The organism is Proteiniphilum sp. UBA5384 (assembly GCF_002410825.1).
In the GTDB taxonomy this organism is placed as follows: domain Bacteria; phylum Bacteroidota; class Bacteroidia; order Bacteroidales; family Dysgonomonadaceae; genus Proteiniphilum.
In genome coordinates this window covers 1-14,332 of record NZ_DHOS01000064.1, presented here as the reverse complement: position 1 = coordinate 14,332, position 14,332 = coordinate 1, and the positions used below count along the sequence as shown (strand labels likewise).

Genomic DNA, 14,332 nt, shown 5'->3' with positions numbered 1-14,332 from the left:
GGGGTGATTATTTTTTCTCCACTATATTTTCAATCTCGTGTTCACTGAGTACCTTGACATTGGTAAAGAGAAATTTGGTATCAAGGAAATTACCGTATTGGTTACATTCAGTGATAGCGGCATTGAGATTCGATTTTATATCTTTATTGAAAGGAAAAAGTACCAGGATCGTAAAATAATTTTCCCTAATCTCAAATTTTTCAATAACTACATCAGCCTTCTGCAGTTGAAAGGTAAACTCACGTTCTACCATTTCCTTCTGTAGATCGGTAAAATATTGCCTTTCGTTGGTAGTGAAAAGTGTGAAAAAACGTAGTTTCTTGTCTTGTCCTCCCAGCCCCGAAGAAATATATACCTGTTGATGGCCGGAGAGATCCGAGCTCAATACAATACGGCTGCTCACCAATGCCATAGACGACCAATGTACCAGTTCGGGTTCCAACGGGCTACTGTGATACGTTTCAATGGAGCGGTATGCTCCTACGTCGGGGATAGAGGCCAACAAGGTTAAACTCCTCTTTTTTCGTTCAATGGTTTCGTCGGGTGAAAACAAAATAGCGATCTCATCGTCGCGCACAAAGGGGGCATTCTCCCTCCGTAATCTGTCGAAATACCTGAAAAAATCCATCTGAACCTCAATCGGTACCAGGTCTTCGAGAATATGGAATGAGTCGATACCCTGTTCATTTAATGTCTGGCGTAATTTAGCCAACAGATCATCTTGGTCACTCATATATGCAAAGATAAAACTATTTCTTTAAGCATCATGAGTGAAGGAGAAATTTATTTAGTGCATTAAATTTCATCAAAAAGGTCTTTAATTCCTCGGAATTGTATAAATTCGCATCAAATAAGATAAATAGATGAGAATTAAAATAGTCAACAAGTCACGGCATCCCTTACCTGAATATGCTACGATATCTGCGGCCGGAATGGATTTGCGTGCTAATCTGGAAGAACCGGTAGTATTGAAACCGCTTGAACGGACATTGGTGCCCACGGGTATTTATATACAATTGCCTGAAGGTTATGAAGCTCAAATACGCCCCCGTAGCGGGTTGGCTATCAAGCATGGTATCGGGATAGTAAATGCCCCGGGAACCATTGATGCAGATTACCGGGGTGAGATACGGGTAATCCTGGTAAATCTCTCGAATGAGGAATTCACCATTCAGGATGGAGAACGTATTTGCCAGATGGTTGTTGCTGAACATGCCAGGGTAGAATGGGAACCGGTGGATTCACTCGATGAGACAGTGCGGGGAACCGGAGGATTCGGACATACCGGGAGACAATAACACTTTAGAGCGATCAAGCATGTTATATCCAATAACCGTAATGAAAAAACTATCATTTTTTCTCCTTCTGATTGTCTTGCTAGCGGCTATATTACCGGTAGAAGCAATGGCGCAAGAGGAGGAGCGAAAATTCGACTACTATTTCTATGGGGCATTGAATGCAAAGGCCCTTGGGAAGTATGATGAAGCAATGGATCTGTTTCAGCATTGTTATTCCCTGGATTCTACCAATGCGAATGTTCTCGTAGAATTGGGAACGTTTTATAATGTATTGCAGGAGAAAAATAAAGCCTTGGATTATTTCCGGAAGTCGGTGCATTACGATTCTTCCAATTATTATTACAACATGATGTTGGCCGGTTTGAGTAAAGAGCTTGGTCTTAAACAAGATGTGATTGATATCTACAAATCCCTGTTGGATTTATATCCGGAAAAGTTTGACCTCCGGTTTGAATTGGCCAATGCATATGTTGACGCGGGGGAATTCAAAGAAGCTATTGAAGCGTTTAGCCAGTTGGAGAAAAGTACCGGCATTAACGAAGCCATCGCATTGAACAAATTTCGTCTTTATTCAATGATGGATCAGAAAGAGAAAGCGTTTGACGAGATCCAACAGATAATTGATAAAAATCCGTCTGAGCCGAGATACCTTATCCTGATGGGAGATCTTTACCTGGATGACGATCAGGATGAAAAGGCTTTGCAATATTATGAGAGAGCCAAAGGAGTCAACCCTGAGTATCCTGCGCTTATCCTGTCCATGGTCAATTATTATGAGAAAACCAATAATAAGCAGTCTGCAAAGACAGAGATGCAAAAAGCAGTGACCAATACGGCGATGGATGTGGATGTAAAGCTACAATTACTGACACGCTACCTGGGGATACTTCAGCAGAGCGGGCAAGATATGAAGCAGGTGAATAGTCTCTTCGAGTCGCTTTTCGAGCAGCATCCCAGTAACTCCCAATTGAATATGATTTATGGAAATGTGCTTTTGTTACAAGAGGATAAAGAGGGTGCCACAAAGCAATTTGAGATTTATACCCAAGCCAACCCGGAAGATCCGGCAGGATATGAACAGCAACTTCGTATAGCCTTGCCGGATGAGGATCTGGAAAAAATTAAAGAGGTTACTACCGAAGCATTGAAACATCTTCCACAGGAACCCCAATTCTATTTCTATCTGGGGGCAGCACTCTACCAGCAGGAGAATTACCTGGAGGCGCTAAAAGTTTTTGAGGAGGGACTAACCCATGCGGTTATCATGAATCCATTGGTAGAAGCCGATTTTTATGGGCAGATAGGCGATTTGAATTATTTCCTGGGGAACAAGGATGTGGCTTTTGAAAATTATGAGAAATCTTTACAGATCAATCCTCAGAACCTTCCTGTATTAAACAATTATAGTTATTACCTGTCGTTACAAAAACGGGACCTTGATAAAGCCGAGCAGATGAGTGGCATTACGGTGAAGGCAGAACCTACAAATCCCACTTATCTGGATACATATGGCTGGGTATTGTATGAACAGGGCTCCTATACGCTGGCGAAGATTTACATTGAGAGGGCCATTGAGAATAGTAAAGAGGGTGATCTTTCGGCAGAGGTGTTGGAACATTACGGTGATGTGTTGTTTCAAACCGGAGAAAAAGAGAAAGCCATGGAGCAATGGAAGAAGGCTAAAGAGTCGGGAGGCGATTCTCCTGCATTAGATAAAAAAATTAAATCCGGAGAGTTGTAATTATGCATATTCCTCATTATCGATTTATTCTGGTTATTTGCTTGTTGTCGGCAGTGGTATTCACTGCCTGCAAACCGAAGCAGAAGATTGTTTATTCCACTTCACCAGTATCGGAGAAGGCGAATAATGAACTTTTTAATGATATTATTGCCTGTGAGTTCCCCTATCATACGTTCTCGGCTAAACTGAATCTGGGAATGACTACCGGAACCAAAACGTTTAGTTCCAAAGCGAATATCCGGATCGTAAGGGATGAGGCGATCCAGATCTCAATACAGCCTTTATTTGGGGTAGAGATGCTGCGGTTTTATATCAATCCGGATACGGTATTTCTGCTTGACAGGATGAATAAGCGGTATGTATTAGAGCCGGTATCCACGATAAAGAAATTCTATCCTGTGGGGTTCGATTACTATACAATGCAGTCGTTATTTACCAATGCCCTTTTCCTGTCGGGGAGAGAAAAGATAGAAACCGGTGATTATCGTTTTTTTACTTATGACCGTACTTCCGGCCAGTATTATCAAATTATGGCGAAGGATGCCAAGTCGGGTATCGACTATTCATTTACTGTCAACGGTGATGATCGTATCACTTTTACACATTTGGTACAGTCGGAAAAGAAATATTACATGGAATGGGGATACCATAACTTTGCCGTGTTGGACAGTGCTATATTTCCGCATAAAATGGATGTAACCCTCTCCACTGCATCCCGCAAAATTGATGCTGAACTGCTCTTTTCGGATGTGAATATAGATAATAATATAAAATTGTCTTTGAATGTCCCGTCGGGTTACACAAAGACATCCGTGACTGAAATACTGAAAGTGCTTTCTCCGAAGTGAAGTGGAAGGTGATTTGATGATGGGTGTCTGGGTAATTTTAAATCCCAAGTCTTGGTTCTTGATTATATGAAGAAGGTAGTTTTTCTCTTGCTTTTCCATACTTTCGCTTTTTTCCTGTTGTCCCAGACAACAGGAGAGATTGAAAGATTGCAACGACAACAGCAGGCATTGATGGAAGAGATAAGGAATACGAACAAGCTTTATCTTGACGTAAAAAGACAGACTACCACGATCCTGGACCGTATTAATCTTATCAATAAACAGATAGCTGCCCGCAAAGAACTGATCGATACACAGAAAAATGAAATCGAAGCATTGAGAAAGGAGGAAATCCGTCTTGAAAATGAAATAGCCAGGCTGAATAAGGAATTGGAGAAGAAGCGAGGCTACTATGCCGATGCCATGAAGGGGATGCTTAATCATAAATTCAGCCAGAATAAGCTGCTCTTTATCTTGTCCGGAAAATCAGTCGGCGAATCGCTGCGGAGGATGCAATACCTGAAAGAATACTCCAAATGGCAAAAATTGCAGGCTGAAGAGATCAAAAGCCAACATGCAGAAATAAAGCAAAAGCAGGAATTATTGTCAAAGGCAAAGGCAGATAAGGAAAAAGCATTGGCTTCCTTGCAATCGGAACAACAGAAATTAGAAGGAGAGGAAAAGACGCAACAGTCAGAAATGGAGGCGGCCCGCGGCCAACAGCAGCAGTTACAGAAGACGCTGCGGGAAAAACAGCAACGCGTAGATCAGTTGAATAGCCGTATTGAAAAACTTATTGCAGAAGAGGTGGCACGGCAGGAACGGGAAGCGGAAGCCAGAAGGAAAGCTGAAGAAGCCGCAAGGCGAAAAAGGGAGGAGGAGAAACGAGCGGAGGATCGCCGTAAAGGTAAAAGCAGCGAAGAGAAGGAACGGACTGAAACATCTACGACAGGGGAAGAACGATCTTCCGGGACTGAGGCACGGCCAAGGATTGAACACGGTAGTGCTGCCATAGATGAAACGTTCCACTTGTCGAAAGATTTCGCGGCAAATAAGGGGAAACTCCCTATGCCTGTAACCGGAACCGCTGCGATAGTAGGGTATTTCGGTACAAAAAAACATGATGAATGGAATGTGACTACCAATAGTAACGGGATTGATGTGCAGGCCGAAAGAGGCGCCAATATCAGGAGTGTATTCGAGGGAGAGGTGTCGAAAGTATTTTCTTTTCCGGGTTCGAACACTTGTGTAATTGTACGTCACGGGGATTATTACACTTTCTATGCCAACATATATGACCTGTTTGTGAAACAGGGCGACAAAGTAAAGACCGGGCAATCATTAGGGCGCATCTTTACCGATCCCGATACCGGTGTTTCCACTATGCATTTCCAATTGTGGCAGAAGACAAATAAACTGAATCCGGCTCCCTGGTTACAACGATAGATATTTATGCTAAATTTACAACGTAAATTTGAATAACATCCGAATATATGTCACTGAAAATTAGATTAATTATCATGAATTTCCTCCAATTTGCGGTATGGGGGGCTTATCTTACTTCCATGTCCCGCTATTTGGGACCTGCCGGATTAGGAGCACACATCGGGCTTTTTTATTCAGTCCAGGGAATTGTCTCTATTTTTATGCCTGCTATCATGGGGATTGTGGCCGACAGGTGGGTGCCGGCACAAAAACTATTGGGTATAAGTCATTTGCTGGCTGCCGGTTTTATGCTTTCGGCCGGTCTCTATGGGTTATATAGCGATGGAGGAGTTTCCTTTTCCATTCTCTTTACTCTTTATACTTTGAGCGTGGCTTTCTACATGCCTACGCTTGCCTTGTCTAATTCAGTAGCCTATACCATACTGGAAAGGGGAGGGATGGATACGGTAAAGACGTTCCCTCCGATACGGGTATTCGGTACGGTCGGTTTCATCTGTACTATGTGGTTGGTTGATATGCTGGGATACCAGATTTCATCGATGCAGTTTGTGGTAAGTGCTTTATTGGGATTTATGCTGGGGCTGTATGCGTTTACACTTCCCAATTGTCCTGTGAGTAAGGAGTCAGGCAGTAAGACATTATTTCAAGCCCTCGGTCTGGATGCATTCAAGTTGTTTAAAATAAGGAAAATGGCACTCTTTTTCATCTTTTCGATGTTACTGGGAGTAGCCCTGCAAATCACCAACGGATTTGCCAATCCGTTTATCGCCAGTTTTGAAGCTTATCCGGAGTATGTGAATACTTTTGGCGTACAGCATTCGAATATCTTGATTTCACTTTCCCAGATATCGGAAGCGCTTTGTATCCTGCTCATTCCTTTTTTTCTGAAACGCTACGGTATCAAGAATGTGATGTTGATAGCCATGCTTGCCTGGGTATTCCGGTTTGGATTCTTCGGTCTGGGTAATCCCGGTAGCGGAGTATGGTTGCTGGTCCTTTCCATGTTGGTATATGGTGTGGCTTTCGATTTTTTCAATGTTTCAGGGTCGTTGTTCGTGGACAAGGAGACACCTCATACGATTCGGGCCAGCGCACAAGGCCTGTTTATGTTAATGACCAACGGGATAGGAGCCACCATCGGTACATTGTGGGCACAATCGGTAGTGGATCGTTTCTGCTCGTGGACAGATGTCACCATAGGTTCTGTTACGAAATCGCTTCTGGTCGGGGATTGGCATAGTGTTTGGTTCATCTTTGCCGGTTATGCCCTCGTGGTAGCCGTATTATTTGCCATCCTGTTCAGGTACAAGCACCAACCGGAAAAAAATTAAATTAAATAGATAGTATAAAATCGGGAGGAAGACAGATGAGTCTTCCTCCCGATTTTATCAATTATAGGGCTATAGCTATTTTATTCTGTTACTTCGGGTAGCATTACTATTGTCTTCAGGTTGCCCTGGTCGAGTAATGATTTGGCAAAATCCCGGATTTCGTTCGGGGTAATGGCATTGACAGTGTTGATATATAGAGTATGAACATCTTCATCGTAAAAATATTTATTTTTGAGGATCCCCAACCAGTAACCATTCTCTTTCAGGCTCTCGGTATAGCTCTTGTTCATGTATTCTTTAACCTTGACGAAATCAGCTTCCCGCGGACCTTCTTTCGAAAACTCGTCCAGTATATTTAAAACGAGTTGGTTGAGGTCTGTTATCCTTTCGGGATCGGTATCAAATATGATTTCCAGGATGGTTTGACCTTCGGGGTAACGCGATATGGAGCCTCCCGCATGCACACCATAAGTGCCACCTTCTTCTTCACGTACTTTCTCCGTATAGAGAATATCGAGGAGCTGGTCGAACATGCTCATTAAAATTTCATTCTTGAGATTCCGTTCAACGGTGCCTGTTATCACATTAAATACGGATGCTTTCGGATTTTGCATTTCCCGGCGGAAAATATTTTCCATTTTTCCGTCCTTTACTTTCATCGGCACTTTTACGAAGTCACCCTTTTCTGCTTTTCCGGGCAAAGAGGCCAGGTACTGTTCTACTACGGGGCGAACCTTTTCTTCGTCGATATTACCTACTAAGGTGAAGATGAAGCTGCCCGGATTGGCGAACCGCTCTTTATACATCTCCATGATACGGTTGTAGTCAATTTTTTTCAGATCGTCGGCGGTAATTCTTTTCGCCAATGGATTATCGCCATAAAGGGCTTTGGTTATTGAGTCGTTGAAAGCCACCATCGGTTCAGCATCCTGGTTTTTCAACTGGGTTTCCATACGCTGGATAAATGACTGGAATGCATCGTTATCCTGCCGTGGGGAAGTGAAGTACAGGTAAACCAGTTGCAGCATTGTTTCGAAATCCTGGATAGAGGAGGATCCGCCAAAATCCTGTGTGTTGAATCTGACACTCGGGCGAGCTGATGCCGTCTTGCCGGCCAAGACTTTGGGAAGATCCGTTGTGCTGAAATTACCAACACCTCCCAAGGTGGCAATATTACCCATCATCCGGCTATTGACCGGATCTTCTATGCTGTAGTGTGAATAGCCGCCGGCACTTACTCCGGTCATTAATATCTGGTCGTCTTTGAAATCGGTATTCTTCAAAACGACCTTCATACCGTTTTGTAATGTCCAGATGGTGGCATCCATAGCCTCATCTTTTTCTGTTTTTACGATCTTTCCAGGTGTAGGAGGTGTAGCCACCAATGGCTCATCAATTATTTCTTCGGCATAAGGTTCGATAGTTTCAGCTTGCACTGAAGCCAATACCCCCAGCAAGGATTCTTCGGAGGGATAGGTTAACCCCTCTTTTTCGGGACCGGTAACCGTGATTACAATATTTTCATCCCCGATTAATTGCTGGATAGTCTGGTTGATTGCTTCTACCGGGATATTGGGTGCCACTGCCTGTATGAACTGATACTCGAACTCGATACCCGGGATGGGTTCGCCATCGGTGAAAGCGCGTACATATTCCTGTGAATAAGAAGAGTTTCGTTGTTTATCACGGTTGTTGTAAGAATTCTCGTAACCTTTCAGAATATTTGTACGTACTACATCATACTCCGAGCTTGTAAAACCGTGACGCTTCACTCTTTCCGTTTCACGTACTATCGCTGCCAATGCCTCCTCTATCTTGTCTTCCGCACTTCCTGCTACCACAGTCCATGCATCTTTTGTCTTGGCCACAAAATAATCACCGTCGTATGAGTAGGCAGAGGTGAAAGGTGCATTGGGCTTTTGTGTGATTTCGGAAAGGCGTTGATTTATCATGGAAGAGGCGGAATTCAATATATATTTTGTGATATATCCCATCTGCGTATTCTGGAGTTCGTCGGGCATTGCATCATGCTTGTAATATATCGTTATCTGCGTATTACGAGCTTCTTTGTCGGACGCAATTGCTACGATGGGTTCCTTATTGTCGGGCACAGGGTAGTATTCGCGTATGGCTCTTTCGTTATCAAGCTTGATAGGCGAAAACAATTCTTTTACTTTTTGCTCCATTTCGTCCATATCAAAATCACCTACCACGATAATACCCTGCAAATCGGGACGGTACCACTTGTGGTAATAGGTCCTGATCTCTTCCGGTTTGAAGTTGTTGATCACATCGATACTTCCGATAGGCATGCGTTTTGCATATTTACTGTCGGGATACATTTTTGGGAGCAACTGGTCCCACAATCTCTGCTGTGCACCGCCCCGGGTACGCCATTCTTCCCGGATGACTCCTCGTTCGCTCTCCAACTCCTCTTCTTCGAGTGCTATGCCGCACGACCAGTCGTAAAGCACCAGGAGTGCCGAATCCACCAGATTCTGATTGGTGGTGGGTATATTGGATATAAAATATACCGTTTCATCAAAAGATGTGTAGGCGTTGATATTGGTGCCAAATTTGATTCCATTGTCTTGCAGGTAATTCAACATTGTCTTGCCCGGGAAATTGGTGGTTCCGTTAAAAGCCATGTGTTCGAGGAAGTGGGCCAGGCCGGCTTGGTTATCTTCTTCCTGCATAGAGCCGACTTTCTGTGCGATGTAGAAATCGGCCCTGTTTTCCGGATGGCCATTTTGACGGATATAATAGGTCAGTCCGTTGTCTAGTTTTCCTGTCCTCATCTTAGGGTCGACTGGAAGAGGTGGGTTCTGTTGTCCCACAGCGACTACTGTGGTTACAAGAAGTAATAATGTGATTAGTTTTTTCATATTTTTTGAAATTGAGAAATTAGAAATGATATTAATAATTTGGCAATGAGAGTAATGAAACGAATATGTCAATGAGATTGATGTGATAATTTATTAATCAAATTAATCTTGGTTCTTGACTCTAAAACCTAAATCCTGTCCAATACGATTTTGATCAGGTCTTCAGTCGAGCCTTTATAATCTGCATTTGATTTCAGTGCTACCCTGTTGGCAATGATTGCACAGACCGTCATACCCTTGTGACCCATTAGTTTGCTCATCCCTGCTATGGCTGAACTCTCCATCTCATAATTGGTGATGGAATATTCACCAAAACGGAACGACTCTATTTTTGCGTTTAGGTCTGGATCTGCCAATGGAAGGCGTACATGTCTTCCCTGTGGCCCATAGAATCCTATGGCTGATATGGTTACACCTCTGATCATATCGTGTCCGATCCGGTCGACAAGCTCTTCATCGGCACTTACTACATAAGGTGAGCAATGGTAGGGAGACCAGCCAACTTCTCTTTGAAAAGACTCTTCGAAATCTTTTTCACGGATTAATTCTGAACCGGCGTAATAATGAATCAATCCATCGAACCCGATCGATTTTTCGGATACAACGTAAGACCCTACCGGACAATGGGGTTGCATCCCTCCGGAGGTTCCTACCCGCACCATGGTCAGTTGTGTAAACTGTTCTTTCACTAATCGGGTATTGAAGTCTACATTGACCAGCGCATCCAGTTCGGTCAGTACAATATCAATGTTGTCTGTTCCTATTCCATGTGAGAGCGCCGTGATCCGTTTTCCTTTGTATATTCCTGTCACAGTATGGAATTCGCGGCTACGTACATCGCATTCTATACTATCGAAAAACTCAGCCGTCATGGTTACACGGTCGGGATCACCCATCATCACAATTTTATCCGAAAGTTGCTCCGGCCTGATATGAAGATGAAAGGCACTTCCATCGGAGTTGATAATAAATTCCGATTCAGGTATGATTCTCATAATAAGTATTATCTTTTGTTGTTAAGTGTACTATTTTTTATTTCCTCCACTTTGTGGTTTGGCAATGGAGTCTCTCATATCGGTATCGGCCTTGATATTTTCCATCCGGTAATAATCCATAATTCCCAGATTACCGTTACGGAAAGCTTCAGCCATGGCGATGGGGACTTCTGCTTCAGCCTCGATCACTTTGGCGCGTGCTTCCTGTGCTTTGGCTTTCATTTCCTGTTCAAGGGCGATAGCCATGGCGCGGCGTTCTTCGGCACGTGCCTGTGCGATGTTCTTATCGGCCTGTGCCTGGTCCATCTGTAATACAGCGCCAATATTTTTACCTATATCGATATCAGCGATATCAATGGAGAGAATCTCAAATGCTGTACCGGCATCCAATCCCTTTTTCAGTACCAACTTAGAAATAGAGTCAGGATTTTCGAGTACTGATTTGTGGGATACGGCCGAACCGATAGAGGAAACGATCCCTTCGCCTACACGGGCAAGAATAGTCTCTTCACCGGCACCCCCTACCAATCGCTTGATATTGGCACGAACGGTTACACGAGCCTTGGCGATCAATTGGATACCGTCGATCGCTACAGCTGTTACCGGAGGAGTGTCAATTACTTTAGGGTTTACGGACATCTGTACGGCTTCAAGTACGTCACGTCCTGCTAGGTCGATGGCTGTAGCCATCTGGAAAGTAAGATCGATATTCGCTTTAGAGGCCGACACCAATGCGTGGACCACCTTCTCCACATGTCCACCGGCAAGGTAATGCGCCTCGAGATTATCCCGGGTCACATTTTTCAGTCCTGCCTTATGGGCTTCAATCATCGCGTAAACAATGGTGTGGGGGGGTACACGGCGCAGACGCATTAGAAAAAGCTGAACGAGCGAAATACGTACTCCTGCCGATAATGCGTTTATCCATAGGAAGAAAGGTACATAGTGAAAGAATATCAACAAAAAGATGATAATTACGGCAATTGTAATGATCAGGGGAAATGATAAGATAGACATAATCAATTATTTTTGGTGTTATATGTTATGTATTTATTGGCTGTTTATGAGCCTTTTCTCTTTACCAAAACATTATAGGTCTCCACTTTTACTACTTCGATTTGGGTATCTTCATCGATAAATTCTCCGTCGAAAGATTTCCCTTCCATTTCGACATCGTGGATCAATACCTGTCCGATGGGATTTAAGCGGGAGAGTGCGACGCCGGTATCCCCCACAGCTATTTTCTGTAAATAGGAAGTATCCACTTTTCCCTCGATATTAGTATCGAGCGAGATTTTTCGTAACGATTTTGATTTCAGCAGCCAGAAGAAACTTCCGCCAAGTAATATAGCTGTTCCCGCCAGCGTAATATTTCCTACGGTGCTTCCTTGAAAGATATAAGCATATATTATTCCTCCTATTAAAAAAATGGCACCTGCAATACCTGCGATACTGATTCCCGGAAGCAGAAAGATCTCAATAAGCATGAACACTACTCCCAATAAGATTACAGCGATGATGATAATCAGATCTAATGTCATATAAGATTACTATTGATTAAACAGAGTTCGTATTTCTTCATTTCTTGCTTGGATTTTGAGTCTTTCCATTTCTCTGAAGAGGGATTCGCTTTCTTTCTCCAGGTGGAGAATAGATGTTGTAATATTGTCGTTGGTCTGACCGCCGGCAAACTGTTCTCTTTTTTGAGAGAGTTCATTTTTCAATGCCTGTAACTGTTTTTCATAACCTGCCGCCTGTGAAAAGAGCGATCTGGCCTGTTCATTCCTAAAATCCGACAAGGTATGGTACGTCACCTGGTCATTGATCACAAAAGTGAAATCTCCCTCGTTTTCCTGTGGTGAGGCAGTTCTCTGTTTGGCCAGTGTGCGAAGTGCTTTATAGTCCACACCTTCCTTCCATGTATCAGCAATTGAAGATATCCGTGCCCTATTGGTCATATAGGTAGCATCTTCACTTTCGATGAGTCGCACCTCCGGATTCGGGATGAAAGTATAAATACATACTGAGTCTGCCGGCTGGAACCTGTCGGATGCAAACCAACCGATGCCTTTTTCCTCATCTATTGCCAACATATAATCATTGAAAGGCGAATTGAAAGGCATATTCAACTGATTGGGATTGAGGTATGAGTCCGAATTAAGATTATAACGGGTAACAAACAGGTCGTATCCACCGAAAGACTGTTCCTCTGCGGAAGCGAAATAAATAGTCATACCATCCGTCAATACATATGGGAAGGATTGATTTCCTGTTTTGTTGATAGATTCAGGCAAGCGTTTTTCATTTCCAAAGGTATCAAGCAGTTTGTCCATTGTGTAGAGGTCGGTATTGGTTGTTTCACCCTGGGAGTAATATATCTTGTCTTTCCGTTCGTTGATATAAAGTGTTTCATCGGTTTTGGAACGATCGGGAAAGAATTCATTCACAGACATTAATGATCCGGATGATGCACTCAAATTATATGCTGATAGAAAATCTGATTTTGGAACTATCAGACTATCAATGATCTGTAGGTCCTCAGTGCGGTTGACCGCTTTTTGCAACCTTTCGGTGTAATCACGTTTCTTACTTAATACCCCCATTGCTTCGCTGTCCCTGCGTTTGGCACGCTGGTACTTCTCGAACTCTTTTTCCGCATCCTTAAAACGATACAGTTTAGCGTACAGTTCGCCAAGATAGATATAAGCTTCGGGAATTTTTCGGGTAGAGGCAAATTCGAGATATTTTTGTGCTTCGATTATTTTCCCGGTTTCATAGAGGCTTACTCCCAACCATTGATTTATAGATGGATTATTGGGTGTATTAAGATATTCCGCTTGAAAGAAAGGTAACGCTTCGGCATAGCGGCCTTCCAGATACCAGTTCTTGGCCTCATCAAGTGTTTGCCCTTTTGCGCAAAGACAAAAAAGTATCAATATATAGATAGAAAAAAAGCGACCTCGTTTCATACTGCGTTCTAAACTAATCTCCAAAGATAGTAATTTGTTTCATTTTTGCTCCTAATCTAGAGAGATAATTTGAAAAGAAACGAGAGTCAAGAGACAAGACAAAAGATATTTCAGCCTGTTGGTTTCTCAACTCAATTACTTGGGACTTGTCCTATTGAGTCAACGACTGGAGGAGCAGGAGATGTCACAACCCCTACATTCCTGTTCATAATGCCGAAATCCCATTTGTATATCCGTTGCAGGATGAAGAATAGGGGAAAGCCGCAATTTGTGCTGCAACCATCACAATGATGGCCATCTAAATATAGCGACCAATACCGTTATCGCCACGATTATTGCTTTTTGTTCATCATTCTCCTTGCATGGCTGTGGTGCCTCCATCCTATCAGTCTTATCCATGCATCGATGGGAAGCGAGGCCATCAGTGCGAGGCAGCATATTGCACCCAGGATGGGGACAAAGGGAACCCAAGGTGTTTTAAAAGCCCGGGGTATGCCGGATTCCCTTTTGCGTAAAATGATGATGCCGCTACATTTAATTCCTTATAATTGACAATGCCGGTAAATATCAACCCTACCGCTATATATAAGATTGTACATATCCCACACCCAGCATAACCGGGTTTGACGCCGTTAAATGACGTCTTAGTTGATTATTGGTACCCTCTGCTTCCGTCTGGAGTTGCGTGATATTTTTTTGATATCTTATACCGATAAATAAAATAAAATTGAAAGTGAGATGCTTGTCCGGTACCTCTCTTAAGGTATTTATTCAATTCATACGGATTTTATCGTTTTTCCATCCTCTTTGCTTATCTTTGTGTCCTGAAAATCTTTTTTG

12 protein-coding genes are annotated in these 14,332 nt (G+C 43.1%); 5 read left to right on the top strand and 7 right to left on the bottom strand.

What is annotated here, in order from left to right:
* Nucleotides 1–7: 7 nt before the first annotated feature.
* Nucleotides 8–733 carry a hypothetical protein gene (locus B4G81_RS12285; protein ID WP_294082912.1) on the bottom strand — a complete coding sequence of 242 codons (726 nt, stop codon included), beginning with the start codon at nt 731–733 and terminating at the stop codon, nt 8–10.
* A 130-nt stretch (nt 734–863) separates the two neighbouring features.
* Here B4G81_RS12285 and dut point away from each other — a divergent pair, with 130 nt between their 5' ends.
* From dut to B4G81_RS12260, 5 genes are all read left to right on the top strand, one after another.
* Entirely contained in the window at nt 864–1,298 is a 435-nt protein-coding gene (gene dut / locus B4G81_RS12280) for a dUTP diphosphatase (protein ID WP_294082911.1), read from the top strand.
* Nucleotides 1,299–1,338: 40 nt separating this feature from the next.
* Entirely contained in the window at nt 1,339–3,039 is a 1,701-nt protein-coding gene (locus B4G81_RS12275; RefSeq protein WP_294082910.1) for a tetratricopeptide repeat protein, read from the top strand.
* A 2-nt stretch (nt 3,040–3,041) separates the two neighbouring features.
* Nucleotides 3,042–3,887 carry a DUF4292 domain-containing protein gene (locus B4G81_RS12270; RefSeq protein ID WP_294082909.1) on the top strand — a complete coding sequence of 282 codons (846 nt, stop codon included), beginning with the start codon at nt 3,042–3,044 and terminating at the stop codon, nt 3,885–3,887.
* Nucleotides 3,888–3,953: 66 nt separating this feature from the next.
* Nucleotides 3,954–5,312 carry a murein hydrolase activator EnvC family protein gene (locus B4G81_RS12265; protein ID WP_294082907.1) on the top strand — a complete coding sequence of 453 codons (1,359 nt, stop codon included), beginning with the start codon at nt 3,954–3,956 and terminating at the stop codon, nt 5,310–5,312.
* A 47-nt stretch (nt 5,313–5,359) separates the two neighbouring features.
* On the top strand, nt 5,360–6,643 hold the full coding sequence (locus B4G81_RS12260; RefSeq protein ID WP_294082904.1) for a nucleoside permease: 1,284 nt from the start codon (nt 5,360–5,362) through the stop codon (nt 6,641–6,643).
* Between the two features lie 80 nt (nt 6,644–6,723).
* Here B4G81_RS12260 and B4G81_RS12255 read toward each other — a convergent pair whose 3' ends face one another.
* The 6 genes from B4G81_RS12255 to B4G81_RS12230 all read right to left on the bottom strand — a co-directional run bounded on the left by B4G81_RS12255 (nt 6,724) and on the right by B4G81_RS12230 (nt 13,932).
* Nucleotides 6,724–9,528 carry a M16 family metallopeptidase gene (locus B4G81_RS12255; protein WP_294082900.1) on the bottom strand — a complete coding sequence of 935 codons (2,805 nt, stop codon included), beginning with the start codon at nt 9,526–9,528 and terminating at the stop codon, nt 6,724–6,726.
* A gap of 128 nt (nt 9,529–9,656) precedes the next feature.
* Complete coding sequence (locus B4G81_RS12250) at nt 9,657–10,523, bottom strand: nucleoside phosphorylase (protein ID WP_294082899.1); 867 nt, start codon at nt 10,521–10,523, stop codon at nt 9,657–9,659.
* 30 nt (nt 10,524–10,553) lie between these two features.
* On the bottom strand, nt 10,554–11,540 hold the full coding sequence (gene floA, locus B4G81_RS12245) for a flotillin-like protein FloA (RefSeq protein ID WP_294082898.1): 987 nt from the start codon (nt 11,538–11,540) through the stop codon (nt 10,554–10,556).
* A 44-nt stretch (nt 11,541–11,584) separates the two neighbouring features.
* Complete coding sequence (locus B4G81_RS12240) at nt 11,585–12,064, bottom strand: NfeD family protein (RefSeq protein ID WP_294082894.1); 480 nt, start codon at nt 12,062–12,064, stop codon at nt 11,585–11,587.
* Nucleotides 12,065–12,073: 9 nt separating this feature from the next.
* Nucleotides 12,074–13,516, bottom strand: a complete 1,443-nt coding sequence (locus tag B4G81_RS12235) for a tetratricopeptide repeat protein (RefSeq protein ID WP_294082892.1) — start codon at nt 13,514–13,516, stop codon at nt 12,074–12,076.
* Nucleotides 13,517–13,824: 308 nt separating this feature from the next.
* On the bottom strand, nt 13,825–13,932 hold the full coding sequence (locus B4G81_RS12230; protein WP_414703200.1) for a hypothetical protein: 108 nt from the start codon (nt 13,930–13,932) through the stop codon (nt 13,825–13,827).
* Nucleotides 13,933–14,332: the final 400 nt, after the last annotated feature.

What these genes read in the sequence shown, in the direction of transcription:
- B4G81_RS12285 (WP_294082912.1), bottom strand. Translation starts at nt 733, where the DNA reads ATGAGTGACCAAGATGATCTGTTGGCTAAATTACGCCAGACATTAAAT.
- dut (WP_294082911.1), top strand. Translation starts at nt 864, where the DNA reads ATGAGAATTAAAATAGTCAACAAGTCACGGCATCCCTTACCTGAATAT.
- B4G81_RS12275 (WP_294082910.1), top strand. Translation starts at nt 1,339, where the DNA reads ATGAAAAAACTATCATTTTTTCTCCTTCTGATTGTCTTGCTAGCGGCT.
- B4G81_RS12270 (WP_294082909.1), top strand. Translation starts at nt 3,042, where the DNA reads ATGCATATTCCTCATTATCGATTTATTCTGGTTATTTGCTTGTTGTCG.
- B4G81_RS12265 (WP_294082907.1), top strand. Translation starts at nt 3,954, where the DNA reads ATGAAGAAGGTAGTTTTTCTCTTGCTTTTCCATACTTTCGCTTTTTTC.
- B4G81_RS12260 (WP_294082904.1), top strand. Translation starts at nt 5,360, where the DNA reads ATGTCACTGAAAATTAGATTAATTATCATGAATTTCCTCCAATTTGCG.
- B4G81_RS12255 (WP_294082900.1), bottom strand. Translation starts at nt 9,528, where the DNA reads ATGAAAAAACTAATCACATTATTACTTCTTGTAACCACAGTAGTCGCT.
- B4G81_RS12250 (WP_294082899.1), bottom strand. Translation starts at nt 10,523, where the DNA reads ATGAGAATCATACCTGAATCGGAATTTATTATCAACTCCGATGGAAGT.
- floA (WP_294082898.1), bottom strand. Translation starts at nt 11,540, where the DNA reads ATGTCTATCTTATCATTTCCCCTGATCATTACAATTGCCGTAATTATC.
- B4G81_RS12240 (WP_294082894.1), bottom strand. Translation starts at nt 12,064, where the DNA reads ATGACATTAGATCTGATTATCATCATCGCTGTAATCTTATTGGGAGTA.